Origin of the sequence: Salipiger pallidus (genome assembly GCF_014643635.1) — a bacterium.
Classification (GTDB): Bacteria; Pseudomonadota; Alphaproteobacteria; order Rhodobacterales; family Rhodobacteraceae; genus Salipiger; species Salipiger pallidus.
In genome coordinates, this window is record NZ_BMJV01000005.1 from 399,745 (window position 1) to 421,699 (window position 21,955).

22 protein-coding genes and 1 tRNA gene are annotated in these 21,955 nt (G+C 65.8%); 12 read left to right on the forward strand and 11 right to left on the reverse strand.

Features of this window, described 5'->3' with window-relative positions:
• Positions 1 to 18 precede the first annotated feature (18 nt).
• Positions 19 to 93, reverse strand: a tRNA-Val gene (locus IEX41_RS14050).
• 244 nt (positions 94 to 337) lie between these two features.
• Here IEX41_RS14050 and IEX41_RS14055 point away from each other — a divergent pair.
• From IEX41_RS14055 to xylB, 9 genes are all read left to right on the forward strand, one after another.
• Positions 338 to 1,045 carry an HAD family hydrolase gene (locus IEX41_RS14055; protein ID WP_188790880.1) on the forward strand — a complete coding sequence of 236 codons (708 nt, stop codon included), beginning with the start codon at positions 338 to 340 and terminating at the stop codon, positions 1,043 to 1,045.
• Entirely contained in the window at positions 1,042 to 1,989 is a 948-nt protein-coding gene (locus IEX41_RS14060; protein WP_188790881.1) for a sugar-binding transcriptional regulator, read from the forward strand. Before IEX41_RS14055 ends, IEX41_RS14060 begins: the two co-directional genes overlap by 4 nt.
• A gap of 103 nt (positions 1,990 to 2,092) precedes the next feature.
• Positions 2,093 to 3,409, forward strand: coding sequence for an ABC transporter substrate-binding protein (locus IEX41_RS14065; RefSeq protein ID WP_188790882.1), 1,317 nt, complete (start codon positions 2,093 to 2,095; stop codon positions 3,407 to 3,409).
• 139 nt (positions 3,410 to 3,548) lie between these two features.
• A complete protein-coding gene (locus IEX41_RS14070; protein ID WP_188790883.1) occupies positions 3,549 to 4,421 on the forward strand; it encodes a carbohydrate ABC transporter permease in 873 nt (290 codons plus the stop codon).
• A 100-nt stretch (positions 4,422 to 4,521) separates the two neighbouring features.
• Positions 4,522 to 5,352, forward strand: a complete 831-nt coding sequence (locus IEX41_RS14075; RefSeq protein ID WP_188790884.1) for a carbohydrate ABC transporter permease — start codon at positions 4,522 to 4,524, stop codon at positions 5,350 to 5,352.
• Positions 5,353 to 5,364: 12 nt separating this feature from the next.
• Entirely contained in the window at positions 5,365 to 6,369 is a 1,005-nt protein-coding gene (locus IEX41_RS14080) for an ABC transporter ATP-binding protein (protein WP_188790885.1), read from the forward strand.
• Entirely contained in the window at positions 6,366 to 7,139 is a 774-nt protein-coding gene (locus IEX41_RS14085; protein ID WP_188790886.1) for an L-iditol 2-dehydrogenase, read from the forward strand. Before IEX41_RS14080 ends, IEX41_RS14085 begins: the two co-directional genes overlap by 4 nt.
• Positions 7,140 to 7,151: 12 nt before the next feature.
• The gene (locus IEX41_RS14090) at positions 7,152 to 8,606 is read left to right on the forward strand and encodes a mannitol dehydrogenase family protein (protein ID WP_188790887.1); all 1,455 of its coding nucleotides are present in this window, start codon (positions 7,152 to 7,154) and stop codon (positions 8,604 to 8,606) included.
• Between the two features lie 3 nt (positions 8,607 to 8,609).
• Complete coding sequence (xylB, locus tag IEX41_RS14095) at positions 8,610 to 10,058, forward strand: xylulokinase (RefSeq protein ID WP_188790888.1); 1,449 nt, start codon at positions 8,610 to 8,612, stop codon at positions 10,056 to 10,058.
• A 127-nt stretch (positions 10,059 to 10,185) separates the two neighbouring features.
• Here the strand turns inward: xylB and IEX41_RS14100 are convergent, their stop codons facing one another.
• Genes IEX41_RS14100 through IEX41_RS14110 form a run of 3 tightly spaced genes read right to left on the reverse strand, consistent with a single transcriptional unit; the run spans position 10,186 to position 13,750 of the window.
• Complete coding sequence (locus IEX41_RS14100) at positions 10,186 to 11,259, reverse strand: DUF1513 domain-containing protein (protein WP_188790889.1); 1,074 nt, start codon at positions 11,257 to 11,259, stop codon at positions 10,186 to 10,188.
• 4 nt (positions 11,260 to 11,263) lie between these two features.
• Positions 11,264 to 12,247 carry an imelysin family protein gene (locus IEX41_RS14105; RefSeq protein ID WP_188790890.1) on the reverse strand — a complete coding sequence of 328 codons (984 nt, stop codon included), beginning with the start codon at positions 12,245 to 12,247 and terminating at the stop codon, positions 11,264 to 11,266.
• Between the two features lie 12 nt (positions 12,248 to 12,259).
• Entirely contained in the window at positions 12,260 to 13,750 is a 1,491-nt protein-coding gene (locus IEX41_RS14110; protein ID WP_373285638.1) for a di-heme oxidoreductase family protein, read from the reverse strand.
• A gap of 150 nt (positions 13,751 to 13,900) precedes the next feature.
• Here IEX41_RS14110 and IEX41_RS14115 point away from each other — a divergent pair, with 150 nt between their 5' ends.
• Both IEX41_RS14115 and IEX41_RS14120 read left to right on the forward strand, forming a co-directional pair.
• Complete coding sequence (locus IEX41_RS14115) at positions 13,901 to 14,356, forward strand: hypothetical protein (protein WP_188790891.1); 456 nt, start codon at positions 13,901 to 13,903, stop codon at positions 14,354 to 14,356.
• 210 nt (positions 14,357 to 14,566) lie between these two features.
• Entirely contained in the window at positions 14,567 to 15,043 is a 477-nt protein-coding gene (locus tag IEX41_RS14120) for a Dps family protein (protein ID WP_188790892.1), read from the forward strand.
• Positions 15,044 to 15,182: 139 nt separating this feature from the next.
• Here the strand turns inward: IEX41_RS14120 and IEX41_RS14125 are convergent, their stop codons facing one another.
• The 4 genes from IEX41_RS14125 to IEX41_RS14140 form a co-directional block, all read right to left on the reverse strand.
• Positions 15,183 to 15,473: a DUF1289 domain-containing protein gene (locus tag IEX41_RS14125; RefSeq protein WP_188790893.1), complete on the reverse strand. Its 291-nt coding sequence runs from the start codon at positions 15,471 to 15,473 to the stop codon at positions 15,183 to 15,185.
• Positions 15,474 to 15,578: 105 nt separating this feature from the next.
• On the reverse strand, positions 15,579 to 16,835 hold the full coding sequence (locus IEX41_RS14130; protein WP_188790894.1) for an imelysin family protein: 1,257 nt from the start codon (positions 16,833 to 16,835) through the stop codon (positions 15,579 to 15,581).
• Positions 16,836 to 16,891: 56 nt separating this feature from the next.
• On the reverse strand, positions 16,892 to 17,047 hold the full coding sequence (gene hemP, locus IEX41_RS14135; protein WP_373285639.1) for a hemin uptake protein HemP: 156 nt from the start codon (positions 17,045 to 17,047) through the stop codon (positions 16,892 to 16,894).
• Positions 17,047 to 17,211, reverse strand: coding sequence for a hypothetical protein (locus IEX41_RS14140; RefSeq protein WP_188790896.1), 165 nt, complete (start codon positions 17,209 to 17,211; stop codon positions 17,047 to 17,049). Before IEX41_RS14140 ends, hemP begins: the two co-directional genes overlap by 1 nt.
• 475 nt (positions 17,212 to 17,686) lie before the next feature.
• On the opposite strand from IEX41_RS14140, the gene IEX41_RS14145 reads away from it, so the two are divergent.
• A complete protein-coding gene (locus IEX41_RS14145; RefSeq protein ID WP_188790897.1) occupies positions 17,687 to 18,364 on the forward strand; it encodes a PRC-barrel domain-containing protein in 678 nt (225 codons plus the stop codon).
• Positions 18,365 to 18,474: 110 nt separating this feature from the next.
• On the opposite strand, the gene IEX41_RS14150 is transcribed toward IEX41_RS14145, so the two are convergent.
• The 3 genes from IEX41_RS14150 to IEX41_RS14160 are packed head-to-tail and all read right to left on the reverse strand — an operon-like array spanning position 18,475 to position 21,939.
• Complete coding sequence (locus IEX41_RS14150) at positions 18,475 to 19,212, reverse strand: gamma-glutamyl-gamma-aminobutyrate hydrolase family protein (RefSeq protein ID WP_188790898.1); 738 nt, start codon at positions 19,210 to 19,212, stop codon at positions 18,475 to 18,477.
• On the reverse strand, positions 19,209 to 20,177 hold the full coding sequence (locus IEX41_RS14155) for an amidoligase family protein (RefSeq protein ID WP_188790899.1): 969 nt from the start codon (positions 20,175 to 20,177) through the stop codon (positions 19,209 to 19,211). The genes IEX41_RS14150 and IEX41_RS14155 overlap by 4 nt, the downstream gene beginning before the upstream one ends.
• Positions 20,161 to 21,939, reverse strand: coding sequence for a sensor histidine kinase (locus IEX41_RS14160; RefSeq protein WP_188790900.1), 1,779 nt, complete (start codon positions 21,937 to 21,939; stop codon positions 20,161 to 20,163). Before IEX41_RS14160 ends, IEX41_RS14155 begins: the two co-directional genes overlap by 17 nt.
• Positions 21,940 to 21,955 lie beyond the last annotated feature (16 nt).

Here is a 21,955-nt window from a genome sequence, read left to right on the forward strand (position 1 = left end):
CTCAAGATGAAGGGAAAATGGTGGGTGATAAGAGATTTGAACTCCTGACATCTTCGATGTGAACGAAGCGCTCTACCACTGAGCTAATCACCCGGTAGCGGGGCTGATAAAGAAACGCCGCGGGTGGTGCAAGAGGAAAATCGCAGCGTTCCGCGGAGAAATTTCACACCAGCCCGAGCCCTGCCCGGTCATCGGGATACAGACGCCTCTCCGCCCAAACGACACGTAAGGAGCCCCCCAGAAGCCTACCCTGCCCTGCAGTGAAATCAGGTCTGCACTGTTGCACGCCTCCGCCGCATGGCGCACACCTTGGCAAAGCCGCGACCCGGAGCACCGCATGACCGACATCCGCCTTGTGATCTTTGACTTCGACGGTGTCGTTGTCGACAGCGAGGTCATTAGTGCCCGCATGCTGGTCGCGGAACTTGCCCAGCATGGCATCCAGATCGACCTCCCCTACGTGGCGCAGCATTTCCTTGGGCGCAGCTATCCGGTCGTGCTTGCGCAGGTGCGCAAGGAATTCGGCATCACCCTGCCCGAAGGCTTCGAGATCGACTATCGCCGCCGGCTGTTCGAGGCGTTTCAGACGGATCTGACCGTAATGCCGGGCTTCATCGACATGCTGGCGCGGCTCGAAGTACCCTACGCGCTCGCCACCAGTTCAAGCGCGCCGCGGGTGGCGCAATCCATGCAGATCGCCGGGATCGCGCCGCTGTTCGAGGGGCGCATCACCACCGCCGAGGAAGTGGCTCATGGCAAGCCCGCGCCGGACCTGCCGCTAATGGCCGCCCGCAAAGCCGGACTCGCGCCACAGCAGTGCCTGCTGATCGAGGATTCGCTCGCCGGGTTGCGGGCCGGGCGCGCCGCAGGCATGACCGTTTGGCATTTCACCGGCGGCAGCCACTTCCACGGGATCAGGCCGCCCTCTGCGCCTGATGCCACCCCTGACCAGAGCTTTGCGCGGATGCAGGACCTGCCTGCCCTTGCCCCGGCGTTGTTCCGCCCTGCCGCCCCCCACCTTGCACCACAGGAGCAGACCCGATGAGCGATGATACCGAACACGCGGCACTGGATCTCGCGGCGCGCGCGGGCTGGCTTTACTACGTGGGCGGCATGCGTCAGGACCAGATCGCGGCCGAGCTGGGAATATCGCGCCAGAGGGTGCAGCGGCTGGTGGCCCGCGCCATAGCCGAAGGGCTGGTGCGCGTGCGCATCGACCATCCGGTAGCGGAATGCCTCGAGCTTGAGAAGGCGCTGCGCCAGCGCTACGGTCTGGCCCGCGCCCGCGTTGCCCCGCGCGCAGGATCCATCGACGAGGCCATGCGCGCCATAGCCTCCTTCGCCGTGCCCGAGCTGGAGCGCATCTTCGACGACCCGACGCCCAAGCTTATCGGGCTTGGTACCGGGCGGACGCTTCGGTCGGTGATCGAACACATGCAGCCCACGCAGGCGCGCCAGCACAGGCTCGTGTCGCTGATCGGGAACGTGGCGCCGGACGGATCGGCCTCGTTCTACGAGGTCATCATGCGCGTCGCCGATAAGACCGGCGCAGCGCATTTCCCCATGTCCGCCCCGGTGATGGCCCGCGATGCCGACGAGCTCGAGGTGTATCGGAACCTGCCCCACGTGCGAAATGCGCGCGAGCTGGCGATGCAGACGGACGTGACCCTCGTGGGCATCGGCCAGATGGCCGATGATGCGCCGCTGCACGTGGACGGGTTCCTGACCCGGGAAGAACTGCGCGCGGTGCAGGATGCGGGGGCGGCGGGCGAGCTGTGCGGCCATATCTTCGATTCCGACGGGCAGTATCTCGATCATCCCGTCAACGATTCCATGGTTGGCGTACGGGTCAGAAACAGCAATGGCCCGGTGGTCTGTATTGGCGGAGGAACCAGCAAAATCAAGGCCTTGCGGGCCGCCCTCAAGGGCAAGCTGATCGACCACCTGATCACCGACGAACTGACCGCCGCCGAATTGATCGGCGCCTGATACCCGCATTGCCTGTAAAACAGGCTTGACACGACTCGCGTCCATGTGTGAGCTTTTATTCAGTTTATGAGCATATGCTCATGACCGTCTTTGGGAGGACACCATGTCATATACGTTCCGCGCCCTGATGGGCGCGTGCGCCGTCGGCGCGCTTGCCACCGCTGCACAGGCAGAAACCATCACCGTCGCAACCGTGAACAACGGCGACATGATCCGCATGCAAAGCATGATGGACGACTTCAATGAGCAGCACCCCGACATCACCGTCGAGTGGGTCACGCTGGAGGAAAACGTCCTGCGTCAGCGCGTCACGCAGGATGTCGCCACCGGCGGCGGCCAGTTCGACGTCATGACCATCGGCAACTACGAAGTGCCGATCTGGGGCAACCGTGACTGGCTGATGCCGCTCGACGACCTGTCCGACGATTACGATGTCGAGGACCTGATCCCGTCGATCCGCGGTGCGCTGTCGGTTGACGACACGCTTTATGCGCTGCCCTTCTACGGTGAGAGCGCCTTCGTCATGTACCGCAAGGACCTGGCCGAAGCGGCGGGCGTCGAGATCCCCGAGCAGCCCACCTGGACGCAGATCAAGGCCGCCGCCGAGGCGATGACCGACAGCGATGCCGGCGTCTACGGCATCTGCCTGCGCGGCAAGCCGGGCTGGGGCGAGAACATGGCCTTCATCTCGGCCATGGCCAACAGCTACGGCGCACGCTGGTTCGACATGGACTGGCAGCCCCAGTTCGACAGCCCCGAGTGGACCGCAGCGGTAACCGACTATCTTGACCTGATGACCAAATACGGTCCTCCGGGCGCATCGTCCAACGGCTTCAACGAGAACCTGTCGCTGTTCCAGCAGGGCAAGTGTGGCATGTGGATCGACGCGACCGTCGCCGCAGGCTTCGTCACCGACCCCGAGGAATCCACCGTGGCGGACAACGTCGGCTACGCGGTCTTCCCCAACAAGGAAGGCGTGGACAACCACGGCAACTGGCTGTGGTCGTGGAACCTCGGCATCCCGGCATCGACCCAGTCGCCCGAGGCTGCCAAGGCCTTCGTGACCTGGGCCACTTCCAAGGAATACACCCAGCTTGTTGCTGAAAAGCAGGGCTGGCGCGCGGCGCCTCCGGGCACCCGCACCTCGCTTTATGAAAACGAGGACTACCTTGCCGAGGCGCCCTTCGCGACCCTCACCAAGGAGACCATGGACGCGGCCACCCCCGAGAAGCCCTCGGTTCAGGACGTGCCTTACGTCGGTGCGCAGTTCGTCTCGATCCCCGAATTCCAGGGCATCGGCACGGCAGTGGGCCAGCAGTTCTCGGCAGCGCTTGCCGGTCAGATGGACGCCGATCAGGCGCTGTCCAGTGCACAACAGCTCACCCAGCGTGAGATGATGAAGGCCGGTTACATCAAGTAATCGCCCTCACCTTGGCGCGGGCGGCAACCTTGCTGCCTGCGCCCTTTCCCATCGGGGCTGACACCGACATCCTGCGCGCCGTGAAGGCAGGTGCATGGTGGTGCCATACCCGGTCCACTCCGAACCCGAGAGACCTCTGATGGCCACCCAGCATTCCCGCGCCGCCGCGAGGCTGATGATCTCTCCCGCCGTGCTTCTACTGCTCGGCTGGATGCTGATCCCGCTCTGCATGACGCTCTATTTCTCGTTCCTGCGCTACAACCTGCTGATGCCGGGGATGGAAGAGTTCACCGGCTGGATGAACTACCGCTTCTTCCTGACCGATCCGGCCTTCATGGATGCGCTGGTCAACACGCTGCTTCTGGTGGGGGGCGTTCTGCTTATCACCACCGTGGGCGGCACCCTGCTGGCGCTGCTGCTGGACCAGCCCTTCTGGGGTCAGGGGATCGTGCGGATCATGGTGATCGCGCCGTTCTTCGTGATGCCCACCGTGTCGGCGCTGGTGTGGAAGAACATGTTCATGAACCCGGTGAACGGGCTTTTCGGACACCTGTTCCAGTCGCTCGGCCTGCAACCTTACGATTTCCTCAGCCAGGCACCGCTGGCGTCCATCATCTTCATCGTCAGCTGGCAATGGCTGCCCTTCGCGACGCTGATCCTGCTGACCGCGTTCCAGTCGCTCGACCAGGAGCAGCTTGAGGCGGCCGAGATGGACGGGGCACCTGCCCTGGCCCGCTTCTGGTACATCATGCTGCCGCACCTCGCGCGTGCGATCACCGTAGTGGTACTGATCCAGACGATCTTCCTGCTGTCGATCTTCGCCGAGATCCTCGTGACCACCGGCGGCGGACCGGGCACCGCATCCACCAACCTGACCTACCTCATCTACATGCAGTCGCTGCTGCAGTTCGATGTGGGCATGGGCTCGGCAGGTGGCGTCGTGGCCATCATCCTCGCCAACATCGTCGCGATCTTCCTGATGCGGATGATCGGCAAGAACCTGGACGCCTGAGCATGAGCCCCGCGTCCCATTCCCCCCGCCCCGTTCCGGCCCCTGCCGGGACGGTCCGCCCCGCCCACACGCAACAACACCAACGGCAGGAGACCGCCCCATGGCACGTGCAGTGACCAACCGCCGGAAGGCAATCGTGACCGTGGCGGCCTGGCTTATCGCCATCGCGATCTTCTTCCCGATCTTCTGGATCGTCGTGCTGTCATTCAAGACCGAGGGCAACGCGATCAAGGACCCGCTCGAGGTGCTGACCTCGGCCTGGACCTTCGACAGCTACGCCACCGTGCAGGAGCGGTCGAACTACTTCCGCCACTTCTGGAACTCGGTCATCCTGTCGGTGGGCTCGACCGTTCTGGGCCTCATCATCGCGGTGCCCGCCGCCTGGGCCATGGCCTTCGTGCCCGGCAAGCGCACCAAGGACGTGCTGATGTGGATGCTGTCGACCAAGATGCTCCCCCCCGTGGGCGTGCTGGTTCCGATCTACCTCATCTTCCGCGACCTCGGCCTGCTCGACAGTCGCATCGGTCTTGTCATCGTGCTGACGCTCATCAATCTGCCGATCATCGTGTGGATGCTTTATACCTACTTCCGCGAGATCCCCGGCGAGATCCTCGAGGCGGCGCGCATGGACGGCGCCACCCTGCGCGACGAGATCATCCACGTTCTCACCCCGATGGCGGTGCCGGGCATCGCCTCCACCCTGCTGCTGAACATCATCCTCGCCTGGAACGAGGCATTCTGGACGCTCAACCTCACCGCCGCGAAAGCCGCGCCGCTGACCGCGTTCATCGCCTCCTATTCCAGCCCCGAGGGCCTGTTCTACGCCAAGCTGTCGGCGGCCTCGACCATGGCCATCGCTCCGATCCTCATCATGGGCTGGTTCAGCCAGAAACAACTGGTCCGGGGTCTCACCTTCGGCGCCGTGAAATAAGGACCAAACAACATGGGACGCATTCAACTTGAGAAGGTGACGAAGAGCTTCGGTGAAGTGAACGTCATCCCGCCCCTCGACCTCGAGATCAACGACGGCGAGTTCGTGGTCTTCGTCGGCCCGTCGGGCTGCGGCAAGTCCACCCTGCTGCGGCTGATCGCCGGCCTCGAGGACGTGACCTCTGGCAAGATCGAGATCGACGGCACCAACGCCACCGAACTTGCCCCCGCCCAGCGTGGCCTTGCCATGGTGTTCCAGAGCTATGCCCTGTACCCGCACATGTCGGTGCGCAAGAACATCGCCTTCCCGATGAAGATGGCCAAGGTTCCCCAGGACGAGCAGAAGCGCCGCATCGACGCGGCCGCCAAGGCGCTCAACCTCACGGACTATCTCGACCGCCGCCCTGGTCAGCTGTCGGGCGGTCAGCGCCAGCGGGTCGCCATCGGCCGTGCCATCGTGCGCGAGCCTCAGGCCTTCCTCTTCGACGAGCCGCTGTCGAACCTAGACGCGGCGCTGCGGGTGGGCATGCGGCTCGAGATCATGGAGCTGCACGAACGGCTTGCCACCACGATGATCTACGTCACCCACGACCAGGTCGAGGCAATGACCATGGCCGACAAGATCGTGGTGCTCCGTGCCGGGCATATCGAACAGGTGGGCAGCCCGCTCGAGCTTTACCACAACCCGCGCAACGAGTTCGTGGCGGGCTTCATCGGCTCGCCCAAGATGAACCTCCTCAAGGGCGACACCGCGCGCCAGCACGGCGCGGCCACCGTGGGCGTGCGCCCCGAACATATCGCCGTGTCGACCACCGAAGGCCTCTGGCAGGGCAAGGTGAATGTGGCCGAGCATCTTGGCTCGGACACCTTCCTGCATGTCAACGACCATGGTCTCGGGTCTGAGCCCCTCACCGTGCGCGTGGATGGCGAGCTGCCTGTCAAACATGGCGACACCATCTTCATGACCCCCGACACCTCGAAGATGCACCGTTTCGATGACGAGGGCCTGCGCCTGTGAGCCGTCTTACGGGGAAAAGCGCTCTCATCACCGGGGCCGCGCGCGGCATCGGCGAGGCCTTCGCCCGCACCTACGTGGCCGAGGGCGCCCGCGTCGCCATCGCCGACATCGACATCGAGCGTGCGCGGGCCACCGCCGCCTCGATCGGCGATGCGGCAATCGCGGTGCAGATGGACGTCACCGACCGCGCCAGCATCAACGCCGCCGTGGCAGAGACGGTGGAAAAGCTCGGGCAGATCGACATCCTGATCAACAACGCCGCACTGTTCACCGCCGCCCCCATCGTCGAGATCGAGGAAGAGGATTACATCCGCGTCTTCGACATCAACGTAAAGGGCGTTCTCTTCACCATGCAGGCGGTCGCTCGCCACATGGTGACCGCAGGCATCCGCGGCAAGATCATCAACATGGCCAGCCAGGCGGGCCGCCGGGGCGAGCCGCTCGTGGCGGTCTACTGCGCCTCCAAGGCGGCGGTGATTTCGCTCACGCAGAGTGCGGGGCTGAACCTCATTGAGCATGGCATCAACGTCAACGCCATCGCCCCCGGCGTGGTGGATGGCGAACACTGGGACGGGGTCGATGCCTTCTTCGCGAAATACGAAGGCAAGGCCCCCGGACAGAAGAAACAGGAGGTCGGCGCCGCCGTCCCCTATGGCCGGATGGGCACCGCAGCGGACCTGACCGGCATGGCAATTTTCCTGGCCTCCCCCGAGGCCGATTACATCGTCGCCCAGTGTTACAACGTGGACGGCGGTCAGTGGATGAGCTGAGGGAGGCCCGACATGACCCTTATCAATGACCAGACCGACAGCGCGGTCGCGCGGCCGGGCTATGACCGCTCCGGCCTGAGCCACGGCATCGTGCACGTGGGGCTTGGCAACTTTCACCGGGCGCACCAGGCCGTGTATCTCGACGACCTCTTCGCGAAGGGGCTCGATCACGACTGGGCCCTGACCGGCGCCGGGGTGCGTGCGCCCGACGCGAAGATGCGCAATCAGCTGAAGGCGCAAGACTGCCTGTCGACGGTGATCGAGCTGTCGGCCACCGGCGAAAGCCCCCGCATCATCGGCTCGATGATCGACTTCGTCGAGGTGGACGAGACCAACGGGCCGCTGGTCGCCAAGATGACCGACCCGGCCACGCGCATCGTGTCGCTGACCGTGACCGAGGGCGGCTATTACGTTAATCCGGTGACCGAGACCTTCGACCCCACCCACCCCGACATCGTGGCCGATGGCGAAGCGCCCGACGCGCCGCGAACCGTCTTCGGCGCCGTCGTGGCCGCGCTTAGGGCCCGGCGCGCAGCGGGCACCCCCGCCTTCACGGTGATGAGCTGCGACAACATCCCCGGCAACGGCGATGTGACCCGCGATGCGGTCACCGGCACCGCCCGCCTGTCGGACCCCGAACTGGCAGACTGGATCGCCGAGAACGTCGCATTTCCCAACTCCATGGTCGATCGCATCACCCCCGCCACCGGCGATCACGAGCGAGCCGTGGCCGCGAAATACGGCATCAACGATCCGGTCCCCGTGACCTGCGAGCCCTTCCGGCAATGGGTGCTCGAAGACAATTTCCCCCAGGGCCGCCCCCGGCTCGAGGAAGCGGGCGTCACCTTCACGGACAAGGTACATGATTACGAGCGGATGAAGATCCGCATCCTCAACGGCGGGCACGCGATCATCGCCTATTCCGGCGCCCTGCTGGGCTGTGAGCTGGTGGACGAGGCCATGGCCCACCCGCTGGTGCATGCCTATTTCCGCAAAGTGGAGGAAACCGAGGTGCTGCCCCATGTGCATCCGGTCCCCGAGTTCACGCCCGAGGCCTATCTCGAGCTGATCGACGAGCGGTTCTCCAACCCCGCAGTGAAGGACACCATCCGGCGGCTCTGCCTTGACGGGTCCAACCGGCAGCCGAAGTTCATCGTGCCCTCAATTGCCGATGGCCTGAAGGCCGGCGCCCCGGTCGAGGGGCTGGCGCTGGAATCGGCGCTCTGGTGCCGCTACTGCGCCGGAACGCTCGAGGACGGGACCGCCATTGCACCCAACGATCCGTCGTGGGATGCGTTGGTGGCGCTCTCGGCAGAAGCACGCGAGACGCCTGTCGCCTGGCTGTCGCAACGGTCGGTTTACGGCGAGCTTGCGAAGAACGAGCGGTTCGCCGGGCTGTTCGCGGACTGGCTTGGGCGGCTCTGGTCGCAGGGCGTAACAAAGACCGTCGAAGACTACGTAGGATAAGACATGAGCTATCTTGGGATCGATCTTGGCACTTCCGGGCTGCGGGCCCTGCTGACGGACGAAGGCGGCACGCCGCTGGCCTCGGCGGAACGTCACTACGACGTGCAGCACCCCCACCCCGGCTGGTCCGAGCAGGATCCGGAAGACTGGATCGCCGCGCTTGAAGGCGCGGTGTCCGAGCTGTCGGCTCACCCCGGCTGGGCCGGACTGCGCGGCATCGGGGTAGCGGGGCACATGCACGGAGCGGTTTGTCTCGATGCCTCCGACGCCGTGATACGGCCCTGTATCCTGTGGAACGACAGCCGCGCCCATGTGGAGGCGGCGGCGCTCGACGGGACTGAGCAGGTGCGTGACCTTTCGGGCAACATCGTCTTTCCGGGCTTCACCGCTCCCAAGCTGATGTGGATGAAGACCCACGAGCCCGAGGCGTTTGCCCGCGTGGCAAAGGTGCTGTTGCCTGCGGCCTACCTCAACCTCTACCTGACGGGCGAGCATGTGGCGGACATGTCCGACAGTGCCGGGACAAGCTGGCTCGACACCGGGGCGCGGGACTGGTCAGACGTTCTGCTGGATGCAAGCGGCATGCGCCGGGATCAGATGCCACGCCTCGTGGAAGGCTCGGAGCGGGCTGGTGATCTGCGCGGCGATCTGGTGTCCCGCTGGGGGCTGAGCGGTCCCGTCGCCGTGGCCGGAGGGGCCGGAGACAATGCTGCTGCCGCCTGCGGCACCGGGGTTCTGACCGAAGGCCAGGGCTTCGTGTCGCTCGGCACCTCGGGCGTGCTGCTGGCCGCGCGAGACGGCTACCGCCCTGCTGCGGACAGTGCCCTGCACAGCTTCTGCCACGCGGTGCCGGGGACGTGGTACCAGATGGGCGTGATGCTCAGCTGCACCGACAGCCTCAACTGGCTGGCGCGCATCACCGGCGCGCGCCCCGCCGAGCTCACCGCGGGGCTGGGCGAATGCCCTGCCGCGCCGGGCCGGGTGCGGTTCCTTCCCTACCTCTCGGGCGAGCGCACACCGCACAACGATGCAGGCATCCGCGGTGCGTTCACCGGGATCGGTGCGGACACCACGCGGGACGATCTGGTGCGCGCGGTGCTCGAGGGGGTGAGCTTTGGACTGCGCGACAGCGCCGAGGCGCTGGCCTCGGTCGGCGCGCGCCCCGAGGCGCTGCTGGCCATCGGCGGCGGGACTGGCTCGCGTTACTGGCTGCGGCTTCTTGCCAGCGTGCTGGGTGTGCCGCTTCACCTGCCGAAAGCGGGCGAGTTCGGCGCGGCACTGGGAGCAGCCCGGCTGGGGCGGGTTGCCGCCACGGGCGAGGCGCTTTCCGGCGTGATGACCGCGCCGCAGACCGACGAGGCGATCGAGCCGGTGACATCGCTTTCAGGCGCGCTCGAGGAGGCTTACGGCCGGTTCGGCCCGGCCTATCACGGGGTGCGCGCCATCCAGTGAGGCGCGATGCGCGTCATGCGGGGGCGGCGCATGCCGCGGCCGCGGGCAAGACGGGGGCTCTGCCCCCTCGGCCTGCGGCCTTCCCCCGGGATATTTCAGGTCAAAGGAAACGGGGGCTGTTGCCCTGTCAGCTGCGGAGGCGGATGAGGTGGTTGTCCCAGGCGGCCTCTGTCCGGGTGAGCGGAGTGGCCGTGTCCGCGGTGACGAGCTGGATGCCGCCGAGACCGTCGCTGGCAAGGTAGCCGCTGTCATGGGCGGCAAGGCCGCAGACATCGGCGCGTGAGACGGCGCCGAGGAACTGCCCCTCGTCATCGAAGCGGTGCAGGCGGCCACCGCGCGGCGAGGTGATGGCGATCTCGTCGCCGGTGCCCGAGAAGGCCACGGAGCCCGCGTAGCCATCCATCGCCAGCTCATCCGCAAGCGGCGCTTCGCAGAGCAGCGGGGTTTCGCCACGGCGGTGCAGGCCCAGAAGCGGCGGGGCCATCCCGGGCTCGCCCTCCCACTGCATCGCGAAGCCCACGAGGCCATCTGGCCTCAGCGCGAGGTGGCGGATGGAATTCTGCGCGAATTCTGGGATCTCGTGCTGTTCCAGCAGCATGCCGTCCGCGTCGAGGTAGGACAGGTTCGGGCGCATGCTGTCGATGTTGAGCTTGGTGCGGTCCCAGCGGTCGGTCTTGATGCCGCCATTGGCGATCACCAGCGTCTTGCCATCCGGCATGATGCGCAGATCATGCGGCCCTACCCCGTGCGAGGCGAATTCGCCGATACGGCTGTAATTTGCCTCAGTGTCCCAGATGCCGATGACGCCCTCGCTGTCCTCCACCCGCTGCTCGGCGGTGTAGAGCAGCGCACCGTCCTGCGAGAAGGTGCCGTGGCCATTGAGCTGCCGGTCCTCGGGCGGTGTCAGCCGGTGAAGCACCGCGCCGTCGCGGCAATCCACCACCAGCGCATAGCTGCCGGGCCTGCGGGCGAAGCCCACCGCCTCGGCCCGCTCGGGGTGGGCGCAGGCGGCGTGGCCCCGGGCCGGGAGCGGCACGCGGAAGGCCTCGGTCCCGTCCTCGCGCAGACCGGCGAGCATGTAGCTGCCATCGGGCAGTTTCGCGGCGGCCACGTAGGATGGGTTGCCCACCGCCGCCCAGCCCACCGCGGGGCTGGCTGACGCGGCAAGCAGCGAGGCGAGGAAGGTGCGGCGGGTGGTCATGGGGTCAGTCTCCGTCCTGCGAGTTGAACCCGGCGGTGAGGCCCAGCGGCCCGCCGAGTTCCGCTTCGATGGTCTGCGACAGGGCACGGACTTGCTGCTGCACGATCTCGACCCGTAGTCGGGCCGAGGGGTCCTCGATGTCCTGCAGCGCGGGGTCGGTCACGCGGTCGGCCACCTCGTGCAGTCGCTCAAGCGCGTCACGGGTCTGCGGCATCGGCGTGTCCGCCAGGGTGATCGCGAGGTCGGTCGCCGCATCTGCGAACAGCACCGCGTTGTCCAGTGCGCGCCCCGAACGCCATGACTCGGCCCGGGTCGGGCGGGGGCGCTCGAAGGTGCCGAGCGGGCGGCCAAGGCGCGTGTCGGCTGTGAATTCCAGGCTCGAGAGCACCTGCGTATAAAGCCCGCGCAGCGCCTCGTCCGGTGTCTGGAAGAGCGCATTGCCCTCCTGCCCCGCGCTGCGCAGCACCTGTGCAAAGCCGTCCCGCCAGCCTGCCTCGAGCGCACCCGCCTGCGCCGACAGGTCCGCTGTCATGGTCTGCACCAGCGCGCAAGAGTAGCTGCCCTGCGCGTAGCCGCTGAAGTCGTCCGCGTAGAGCATCTGTTCGAGCGCCATGAGCCCGCGCGCGGCGATGGACATCTCCGAGAATGTCTCGGGGTCGGTGCCGATGGGCTCTTCGTCGTCGATCAGCCGCCCCAGCGTGCGCGGGGTGAAGCCCCGGGCGTCGGGCCAGAAGTAGACCGACAGCGCGCCGGTTTCCGTCGGCCCCATGCGCAGATCGCCCACCTGCGTCCATGCGTCGAAGGCGGCATTCCACGGCTCTTTCAGCGCCTCGGCAGTGCAGTCCGCTTCGGCAGTGACCCTCAGCGCCTCGGCGGCGGTGGCGAAGCCTCCGAAGCCAGGCAGGATGTGGTCGCTCAGCGCCTCCTCGGTGCCGGCTAGGGCCGGGGTTGCGGCAAGGGTCAGGCAGGCAAGGAGCGGAATGCGCATGGGTGGACCTTCTCAGAGGCTTTCGAGGAAGCGGATCAGCGCGGCGCGATCCGGAGGGGGCATGGAGATCACCGTCTCGCGCTGCGCCTCCGCCTCGCCGCCATGCCACAGCACCGCCTCGAGCAGGGACCGCGCGCGGCCATCGTGCAGGAACTGGGTATGCCCCGACACCCCTTGCGTCAAGCCGATGCCCCAGAGCGGCGGCGTGCGCCACTCGCGCCCCGTGGCGCGCCCTTCCGGGCGGCCATCGGCCAAGCCTTCGCCCATGTCGTGCAACAGAAGGTCGGTGAAGGGCCAGATCAGCTGGAAGCTCGCCTCGGGGCGGTCCTGCAGCCTCGCGGTAACGTGCTTGGGCGTGTGGCAGGCGCCGCAGCCGGTTTCGAGGAACACCTGCTTGCCGCGTAGCACCTGCGGGTCGTGCAGATCGCGCCGTTGGGGCACCCCGAGGTTGGCGACGTAGTAGGAGACCGCGTTGAACGGCTCCTTTTCAATCTCGAGCCCGTCTTCGGCGGCGCCGTGCGGGGCGCTGCGGCACGCGGTCTGCGCTTCGGTGCAATCGCCCCAGGGCTCGCGTGAGAGCGGCGAGGAAATCCCGATGTCGTTCGAGAAGGCCGAGGCGGTCTGTTCGCGCAAGGTCGCCTCGCCCGCCTTCCAGCCGAAGCGGCCCAGCACCGGGCGGCCCAGCTCGCGCGACCAGGCGATCGCGGCGCGCCCCGAGATGCCGTCGCCGTCTGCATCGTCCGGGTCGGCCGCGGCAAGGATGTCAGCGGCAGGGATCGCCTCCAGCAGCCCCAGTCCGACCATCTGCGGCGCCACGCGGGGGCTGAACATTACCCCCTCGGCCAGCGGTCCGTAGCCGAGGTCCTTGACGTTATAGGTGGGCGCGCGCAGCGACGCGGTCTCCTCGCCCGAAAGTGCGATGGGGCGTTCCTCGTAGGTGACCTCGAGCCGGTATTCGGCCGCCTGCCCCACGGTGGCGAAATCCTGCAGCTGGCGGCCATAGACCGGGTCGGGCTCGGTGGCGATCCAGTCCTCGATGGCGGGCATCTCGGCCTCGGGGGACGCGGGCACCGAGATGCGCAGGAACAGCGATACGCCGGTGTCATCCACCCCCTCGGGCGGATGGCCACGCCCGCCCCGGATGTGGCAGGCCGCGCAGCTGCGCGCGTTGTAGAGCGGCCCCAGCCCATCGCTGGCGCGGGTGGAGGACGGCGCAGACACCCAGAGCTTTTCGAAAAGCGCCTCGCCAAGGGTGAAGCGCATCTGGTGGTCTTCGGTCACCAGCCCCGAGGGCTTGCGAAAGGCATCGCGTTCCTCGGGCACGGGGACCGATGCGGCACCGGCGGGCAGTTCCTCGAAGTTCTCGGGGGCGTCGAAGCTGGTGGCGGGGGCGGTGGCGGCCCCGATGCGGGCGCGTTCCTCGTCACTGCGGGGAATCGCCGCAAGATGCGGGTCTCCGTCTGGCAGAAACTGCGCCGCCGCAAGGCTGGCCGTGCCGCCCATGAAAGCAGTCATTATGACGGCGATGTAACGCACCCGTGGATCCTCCGCGCGCCGGAACGCTTGCATGGGCAATCCTATTCCTATACTTTCTGTCAGGAAAGCGGAAAGCCTACTAGGCCCGTAGCCGGGATAGCAGCGGAAGTACAGCCCATGATGCCATCGACAGCCCTTGCGGAGGCCCCCTCGGCCACCGTCGTCAGCCTGCGGAACGACGCTCCGGCCCTGCGCAGCGAGATCGCTGCCGAGGACCGCAGCCTGCTCGAACATCTGCGGGTCGTGGCGCTTGGTTGCCGGGTTGCGGCGCGCACCGACATGTTCCACGCCTGCGCCGTTCTGGCGGTGGACAAGCCCAAGGCACAGGCCGCGCATGCACAGGTGCTGATGCGCACCCTGTCGCAGGCTCTTGGCACCCGCCCCCGCATGCTGCGCCCCGGCGTGGCGGAACTGAGCTTTGACGAACGCTGGCTCCTTGCCCTTCTGAGGGCGGTGCGCATGGACGATATCGACAGCCTCGTGTTCCTCATGCGCAGCCGCGTGCCGCATCACGCACAGCGCAACCTGACCTTCCTGATCCGCATGGTTTCCGAGCGTTTTTCTCGAATTTAGAATTATTCTAAAAATGTCTTGCATTCGCCTGTCCAAGGCTTAATTCTCGTGTCAGCCAAGGCGCGAAGCGATGCTTTGCGCAGCCAGGGGTTCCCCCGTCTCGGGCCTTTTGTCCCGGCCGGATGGTGCCCGAGACACGATTGAACTCATGAGATATTTCTCGCGCGGTGGGGCGTGATGCCCCCATGCGCATGACATAAGGACAGACCCATGACCCAGACCGCCGTTGATCTTGGAACCGACGCCCAAGCCGCCATCTGCGAGGCCCTGAACCAGTCGGTTGCCGAAACCGTCGTCGCCACCATGCTGGCGCAGAATTTCCACTGGAACGTGAAGGGCATGAGCTTTGGCCCCCTGCACGCGCTGTTCCAGGAAATCTACGAAGACCACTTCCCGGCGCAGGATGACCTGGCCGAGCGTGTGAAGGCCCTCAAGGGCCACGCCGATGGCGTTCTGGCCCAGATGATCGACCGCTCGAAGGTTGAAGAGTACCCCAACAGCGCCACCGCATCGGCCAAGGACATGATCGCAGCGCTCTGCGCCGCACAGGAAACCCTTGCCGCCACCCTCGCCGGTGCCGGTGAGCTGGCCGCCGAACATGGCGACACCCTGACCGAAGACCTCTGCATCGCCCGCGGGCAGGTGCACGAGAAATTCGCATGGATCCTGCGCTCGCACCTCGAGTGATCCATCGGGCCGCGCGCCCGCGTCGGAACGGCGCGGCGGCGCGCCAGCGCTGAAACCGCAAAGGGCACCCATCGGGGTGCCCTTTTCATTTGGATCGGGTCATCGGGAACGGGTCATGCCGCCCGGACGTGTCACCGGGTCACTTCACCGGCGCGTTCTCGCGAAGCGGCAACGGCTCGGACAGCCCGCCCTTCTTGGCCTTCTTGTTCAGCCGCTTGAGATAGGCGGGCCACCAGTGACGGTAGCGGCCCATGTCGTTCTGCTGGTGCACCAGCATGTGCACGAAGGCTTCCTGGTGATCGGCCTTCTTGAGGGTCTTGAACATCTTCTTCTGCACCTTGGTCATCGAACATCCGATGCAATGGCCTTCGCGGCGGAACTTGCAGACGCCGATGCAGGGGCTGGGGATCTTCTTGCTCACGTCGATCATCCTGGCGTTGGAACTCAAGAAAGGGGCGGCGCATCGCTGCACCGCCCCGTCAGTCTAGCGCCCCGGCGCGCCGGGGCCAGTGCCACCGGCCCCGGAACCAGAGCGTTACTGGAAGACCGCCGAAGGGTTGTCGAGGCTGTCAGAGCCTTCGAATTCCGCGTCAAGCTCCAGCGCCGACACTACCCGTTCGATGCTGCGGGTCTGGTCGATCAGCCCATCGACCGACGCCATGATCAGCGCCTCGCCCTCCGTGTTGCCAAGCGCCAGCATCTGGTCATAGGCCATGCCGTTTTCGGCCGCCTCCTTCATCTCGGTCAGCGCCGCCATGGTGGCATCGAGCTTGGCCTTCATCTCATCATCGAGCGCCGGGTCGGTCTCGGCCACGAGATCGGACAGAGACGGCCCTTCGACGACCGACCCGTCGACGCGGGTGTAGCTGCCGAGGTAGACGTTCTGGATGCCCTTGCCGTCGTAGAAATGCGAGTTGTGGGTGTTGTCCGAGAAACAGTCATGCTCTTCCTCGGGATCGTTGAGCATGAGGCCCAGCCGCATCCGCTCGCCCGCCTGCTCGCCGTAGGAGAGCGAGCCCATGCCGGTCAGCATGGCGGAAATACCGGCGTTCTCGTCTTCGAGCACCGCCGCGCGGGCTTCGCCCTCTTCGCCCCATGCCGCAACCATCTCTTCGAGGTCGGCGATCAGCAGGTCGGTCGCCGCCACCAGGTAGTCGGCGCGGCGGTCGCAGTTGCCGCCGGTGCAATCTTCGCCGGTCACGTAATCGGTGTAGGGCCGGTCCCCGGCACCGGCGTCGGTGCCGTTCAGGTCCTGCCCCCAGAGCAGGAATTCGATGGCGTGGTAGCCGCGCGCCACGTTGGTCTCGATCCCGTCCGCCTCGTTGATAGCGTCAGCGATAAGCTCGGGCGTGATCTCGGAGGCGTCCACCTCGGTGCCGGCGACAGAGACCTGCGGGTTGGCGATGATATTGAGCGCCGCATATTCGTTCTCGTCCGTCGGGCCTTCGTAATCGTCCGACACGTAGTCGATAAGGCCCTCGTCCAGCGGCCAGGCGTTCACCTTGCCTTCCCAGTCATCGACAATGGCGTTGCCGAACCGGTACGCCTCGGTCTGCTGGTAGGGCACACGGGCGGCAAGCCATGCCTCGCGGGCGGCGGCCAGCGTGTCCTCGGAGGGTGACGCGATCAGCGCATCCACCGCTTCCTTGAGCGCTTCTGCGGTGGTCAGGCTGTCCTGATATCCGGCCTCGGCAATGTCGGCATAGGTGCCCAGCACCTCGGCCTTGTCGGTGGCGGCAAAGGCGGGTGCGGCAAGCGTCAGGGCAAGCGCGGTGGAAGCGGCAAGTTTCATCATCTGTCCTTCTTGGCGTGTCTTCGTGGTGTCTGCTGGAACGGAGCGGCCGTCGCTCACTTCGTGAGGATGAGCTTTCCGGCCTTGGTGATGCGCAGGGTGTAGACCTGCCCGTCCAGTTCGATCTCGGCGAGATTGCCGTTCTCCGTGAGCCCGCGTGCGGAATGGCGCGGCACCGCGTTGACGGTCAGCGCTTCGATGCGACCTTCCATCATCGCGCCCGCCCCCGCCCGAACTGTTCCGCATCGCGCCCGGTTTCGATCCGGTCAAGCAGCGCCTCGATCCCGCCCTCGAGCGGAATGCCCGCACCGATAAGCATCTGCATCAGGTCGTCGCGTTCGCAGCGCCTCGTCCCGACGGTCCGGTCAGTGGTCATCCTGAGCCTCCATGAGCATCCTGTGATCGGGCTGACCCTTCGTGGGAACCACTGCGGCACCGGGCTGGCTGAATCTTCTTGCTCAAATCTGACCAAAAGCGTCGGACAAGTCAACCTGACAAAATAAGTCGTCTTTTCATGTGACGACCCTGCTCCGATGGCTGCTGCCCTGTGGAGCTGGAATGAAAATGAAGTAAGGGTGCCGAAGCTGATGCTGCGACACCCTTAAAAGATGGCCGGGACAGCTACGATGACTATCGCTGTGTGTCGTCCTTGTCTCTGACGCTGGTCAGCGCAAAGATCAGAACGGCTATCACCGTAAGAGCGGCAAGCCCGGCAATGAAGATATCACTGGTCATGGCTGCCTCCTGTAAGCGTTCGCTATTCAAACATGCCCAGGCGGCGTCCGGTTCCGGAACAAATACGTGCGATTGGCGGTTTCTTGCTAGAATGCAACAGTTGAGGAGGCCCCCAAATGCAGAGCTTGTCTGAATTGCTCAATTGGCACGTGCGCTTGGCGGAAGGCGACGCGGCGCTGTCAGATATCCTCTTCGACCCAAAATCCAGGAGGATCTCGTATTTCGTGGTGCGCCACGCCGGCGGTGACGGCAGCCACACGCTGGCCGCCGCCTCTTATCTTGGCACGATCGACACCGACGCCAGAGAGATCGAATTGATGATCAGCACCGAAGAGTTGACGCGCGCGCCGCGGTGGGAACCCGGTGCGCCCGGTTTCGACCCCGGGCTGGCCGCCCTGCCCCCGCTGGTCATCGGCCCCTTCGGCGCCACTCATGCCCCGCTTCTGATGCCGGGCACCGATGAAGACGCCCGCCCCGTCCCAGAGGACGCGCGAGCGGAAAAAGCGCTCGAGAACTACCAGCGCCTGTCACGCTGGATCGAACGGCCCGTGTTCGCCAGTGACGGTGAAATCGGCAAGTTGGGCGACATCACCGGTGACCTGCAGGAAAACCGTCTGGACTGGCTGGTAATCGACAATGGCAAGTTCTTCGGCAGGGAACGGCGGGTATTGCCATTCTCGGCGCTCGCGCACCGTGCTCCCGGAGACAAGGGCGGGCATCTCGTGCTTGACGTCACGACCGCGGAGTACGAAGAGGCCCCGACGCTCGAGGATCACACTCAACCCGCCGCCTGAGACAGCCTTGGGGCGACGACCGATCACGTGATCCGGGCCCGGTCTGCCGCGGGGCGCTTCGTTGACAGGTGCCCCGCTCGCGGGGCTTGAAAGCTGTCGACTGAGCTGCCTCAGGGCTCCCAAAACGGCGCGGCATTCTCCCTGGCTTCGGCTTCTGCGGCATCCAGCTGATCCACATTGCGGTGCCGGGCCTTCGCCGCCGCGACGAGGGATCGGAACAGCCGCCGATGGGCGCGGCGGTAGATCAGGTGCTCGGGGTGCCATTGCACCCCCAGTGCGAAGGGGTCGCTGATGCGTTCTACTGCCTGCACCATGCCGCCATCATCACGCGCCGCGACCCGAAGTCCCTCGCCCAGCCGATCGACGGACTGGCTGTGCAGGGCATTCACGTAAAGACAGGTCGCCCGCGCCGAACGAGCAAGCAGAGTCTCTTCGCCGATCTGTACCTTCTTGCGCGGCAGGATGGTGCGGTAATGGCGGCTGTCGTACACCTCGTAGGCATCCTGATGCAGCGTGCCTCCCAGCACGACGTTAAGCATCTGGGAGCCTCGGCAGATGCCGAGGATGGGAATGCCGCGACCGAAAGAACCCCGCAGGACATCCGATTCCAGCTCGTCCCGCGCCGGATCGAGCCGCACGCCCATGCGCAGCTCTCCACCGTAAAGCGTCGGGGCGATGTCATCACCTCCACCGATCACCACGCCGTCCACCGCGTCGAGATCCACCTTGCGGTAGCCCGCCTGCCACCGCAGCGCGCGCCCACCGGCCAGCCAGACCGCCAGCGCCATGAGCGGGAAGACGCGCCAGCCCGAGCGCCGGGAAACGGTGACACCGATGACGGGCCTCACAGCCCGGCCCCCTCCAGCATGTCGTGCACCCGGTGCGCCCAGTCCGATTTCAGCGTGGTCAGCGAGGCACGATGATCACGCCATGCCGTGCAGAGCCGCGCAAGCAGGTCAGGCCGCGCGGCCACCTGCTCGACCAGAACCCAGCGGTTCCATTCCTTCGACAGGGACCAGTCGGACTCGTCGATGCGGCAGTCGGGAAGGCGCAGGTGATAGGTCGGGCGGGCCGAGATCATCTCCATGTCCATCTTCGCGGCCACCCTGGGCCGGTCCACGTGGGCAAAGAGGCACAGCATGTCGAGCCCCCTGTTGCGCGACGGTGAATGCTGGAGATAGCAGTCGATCAGAGCCCTCATGTCCCCGGGCGCATCGGTCGCGGCAAGACGGTCCACCAGCGCGCGGGGGAACGGGTCCACCCATGTCATCATGCGGCGTGACATGTCGATGTCGGCCTCGCGGCGGATATGATCCTCGAGCAGCGCGTAGGCGGTGAGCACTGGCGCCACGTCCTTGAACGCGGTCGAAACGACTTCGGGGTTGAAATGGGTGCCGAAGCCAAGGAACAGGTTGCCGGCGGTGCCTGTGGCGCCCGCATCGGCCAGCGCCTCGAGCGCATCGTCCAGGGCGGGAATCTCGGCCGGGGTAATCGGATCGCTGACGATCTCTACCGGGACCACGCTGCGGGCGAGATCCCGTAGATGGGCTCCGATGCCCCGGGTGTCGAGCTTTTCCACGGGGCGGCTGTCGAGGTAGCACTCGAATGACCCCAGCCGGCTGCCGCTCACCTGCCAGTGGTTGGGCCTGTTCGATCCTGCGGCCCCGTCCAATTCTTGCGCAAGGATGCGGGCGCAGTCCTCTTCGGTGATGCCGGAGAATTCCACCTCGATCCCGACACGCCGGGTCTTGCCCTCAGAGGTCTGGGGTTGCGGCAGCGGCGTAAGGTCGGGTCGATCAGAAGTCCGGGACATCGGGCACCTTCGTGGGAGTTGTCTCGTCAGGTTCGAAATCGCGGATCTGGAACACAACGCGCACCATGTAGGTCTCACCATCCTGTTCCTGCTCAAGCTCACCGCCCAGCTGGGTGGCGAAGGCTTGGATCAGGCGCGAGCCAAGGCCCACAGGTTCCGTCCGCAGGGTTGACTGTTTACCCGCGCCGGGCCCGGCACTGTTGCAGATCCGTAGCACCGCGAGGCCCTGCGCATCGTGGCTGAAGTGCACATGCGCCGTGGCGGCGCTTTCCCCAGCGCGGGGCGCTGCGTATTTCAGCGCGTTGGTCAGCGCCTCGGCGGTCAGCAGCGACAGTGGAACGGCCTGATCGGGCACTGCTTCGGCGTGGACCACATCGGTGGTAACCTTGACGCCGCCGCCTTCGCGGTCACTCATCTGGGTCATCTGCTGTACCAGTTCGTCCAGCAGCTGGCCGGCATCCACGTGACCGAGATCCTCGGTCTGGTAGAGGTTGCGGTGAATGGTCGCGAGGCTGCGCACCCGGTCCTGCAGCCGGTGCAATACGAAGCGCGTTTCGTCTGTTCCGGCCTGCCGGATCTGCATGTTCATGATCGACGAGATGAGCTGCAGGTTGTTCTTCACCCGGTGGTGGACCTCTTTCAGAAGGATGGTCTTTTCACGCAGAGCGTTTTCCTGTTGTGCCTCGTCGCGCAGGATCGCTTCGGCCATATCGAGGAAATCATCCTCCATCTCGGCCAGTTCCGCAGGCATGACGAGGTCAGTGCGGTATTCGGGAATGCGGCGGGCCTGGGCAAATGTGCGCATGCGGCGCGACAGGCGCTTGATGTGGCGGATCACGAGCCGGTTCACCGCGAGGAAGGCCACGATGACCGAGGCCGCCCACATGAGCAGCGGAAGTGCCTTGGCAATGCCGCTCACGGTGATGGCCTGTGCCTCGGCGTTGTCCTGGCTCCAGATGCCGACCGCCTGCACCATGCCCGGCACCAGTGGCGCCGAGGCATAGACACGGGTGTCGCCGTCGGCGCTACGGGCGGCGAAACTCTGCGCCCGGCCGCCCACCAGCGAGGCAAGCTCGAGGTTTTCGGGCAGCAACCCTGCGACGTCGTCCACGCCTTCGCGCGACGACAGGATCTCGCCCTGAGCGTTGACCGTGACGATGTCCTCGAAGGAATCAGGTACCTTGGACGCGCCCGGGGATGGCAGCAGCGAAGACGGCAGCGAAAGCGTGACGAATCCCAGCACTTCTTGGTTCTGGATGATCGGCTCGGCCACGATGATCACCGAACGGCGGCTGATCGGTGCATTGCGGTTCAGCCAGGCGCCCGCTTTCTTGGTTTTGAGCAGGTACTGCATGCGCGGGAAATCGGAAGCATCGAGCTGTTGGCCGCTGGAGGTGCAGCGCATGGCACCGTCCATGGTCATGATCGACGAGTGGGAGTAGCCGGGCGAGCTGTCGAGGTAGGATTGCAAACGGTTGGAACAGACTGCGGGATCGCCGCCTTCGAGCAGTTCGAGGCCAAGCGTTGCGCCGATGGCCTGCGCGCCCCCTTGGGCGCGCAGGATCGTTTCGCGCTCGCTCATAGCCGCGGCTTCCGTCAGCGCCACAAGCGACAGCTGCGAACGCAGGCGCGTTTCCTGCTGGAGTTTTGCTGTCTGGAAATAGGCAACGACACCGATAGGTATCAGCGCGAGAGACAAAAAGAGGATCATCCGCGCGGCGAGCCCCATAGAGCGCATCCGCGAGCCGGCCGCATGCATCATCAGTAAATCGCCCGTT

Coding starts and splice junctions, on each gene's coding strand:
- IEX41_RS14105 (WP_188790890.1), bottom strand. CDS start 12,247: ATGCGCATTCCGCTCCTTGCCTGCCTGACCCTTGCCGCAACCCCGGCC.
- IEX41_RS14110 (WP_373285638.1), bottom strand. CDS start 13,750: ATGGGCGGCACGGCCAGCCTTGCGGCGGCGCAGTTTCTGCCAGACGGA.
- IEX41_RS14140 (WP_188790896.1), bottom strand. CDS start 17,211: ATGACCACTGACCGGACCGTCGGGACGAGGCGCTGCGAACGCGACGAC.
- IEX41_RS14120 (WP_188790892.1), top strand. CDS start 14,567: ATGACCCAGACCGCCGTTGATCTTGGAACCGACGCCCAAGCCGCCATC.
- hemP (WP_373285639.1), bottom strand. CDS start 17,047: ATGGAAGGTCGCATCGAAGCGCTGACCGTCAACGCGGTGCCGCGCCAT.
- IEX41_RS14075 (WP_188790884.1), top strand. CDS start 4,522: ATGGCACGTGCAGTGACCAACCGCCGGAAGGCAATCGTGACCGTGGCG.
- IEX41_RS14115 (WP_188790891.1), top strand. CDS start 13,901: ATGATGCCATCGACAGCCCTTGCGGAGGCCCCCTCGGCCACCGTCGTC.
- IEX41_RS14060 (WP_188790881.1), top strand. CDS start 1,042: ATGAGCGATGATACCGAACACGCGGCACTGGATCTCGCGGCGCGCGCG.
- IEX41_RS14100 (WP_188790889.1), bottom strand. CDS start 11,259: ATGACCACCCGCCGCACCTTCCTCGCCTCGCTGCTTGCCGCGTCAGCC.
- IEX41_RS14055 (WP_188790880.1), top strand. CDS start 338: ATGACCGACATCCGCCTTGTGATCTTTGACTTCGACGGTGTCGTTGTC.
- IEX41_RS14090 (WP_188790887.1), top strand. CDS start 7,152: ATGACCCTTATCAATGACCAGACCGACAGCGCGGTCGCGCGGCCGGGC.
- IEX41_RS14160 (WP_188790900.1), bottom strand. CDS start 21,939: ATGATGCATGCGGCCGGCTCGCGGATGCGCTCTATGGGGCTCGCCGCG.
- IEX41_RS14065 (WP_188790882.1), top strand. CDS start 2,093: ATGTCATATACGTTCCGCGCCCTGATGGGCGCGTGCGCCGTCGGCGCG.
- IEX41_RS14130 (WP_188790894.1), bottom strand. CDS start 16,835: ATGAAACTTGCCGCTTCCACCGCGCTTGCCCTGACGCTTGCCGCACCC.
- IEX41_RS14080 (WP_188790885.1), top strand. CDS start 5,365: ATGGGACGCATTCAACTTGAGAAGGTGACGAAGAGCTTCGGTGAAGTG.
- IEX41_RS14125 (WP_188790893.1), bottom strand. CDS start 15,473: ATGATCGACGTGAGCAAGAAGATCCCCAGCCCCTGCATCGGCGTCTGC.
- IEX41_RS14155 (WP_188790899.1), bottom strand. CDS start 20,177: ATGTCCCGGACTTCTGATCGACCCGACCTTACGCCGCTGCCGCAACCC.
- xylB (WP_188790888.1), top strand. CDS start 8,610: ATGAGCTATCTTGGGATCGATCTTGGCACTTCCGGGCTGCGGGCCCTG.
- IEX41_RS14145 (WP_188790897.1), top strand. CDS start 17,687: ATGCAGAGCTTGTCTGAATTGCTCAATTGGCACGTGCGCTTGGCGGAA.
- IEX41_RS14070 (WP_188790883.1), top strand. CDS start 3,549: ATGGCCACCCAGCATTCCCGCGCCGCCGCGAGGCTGATGATCTCTCCC.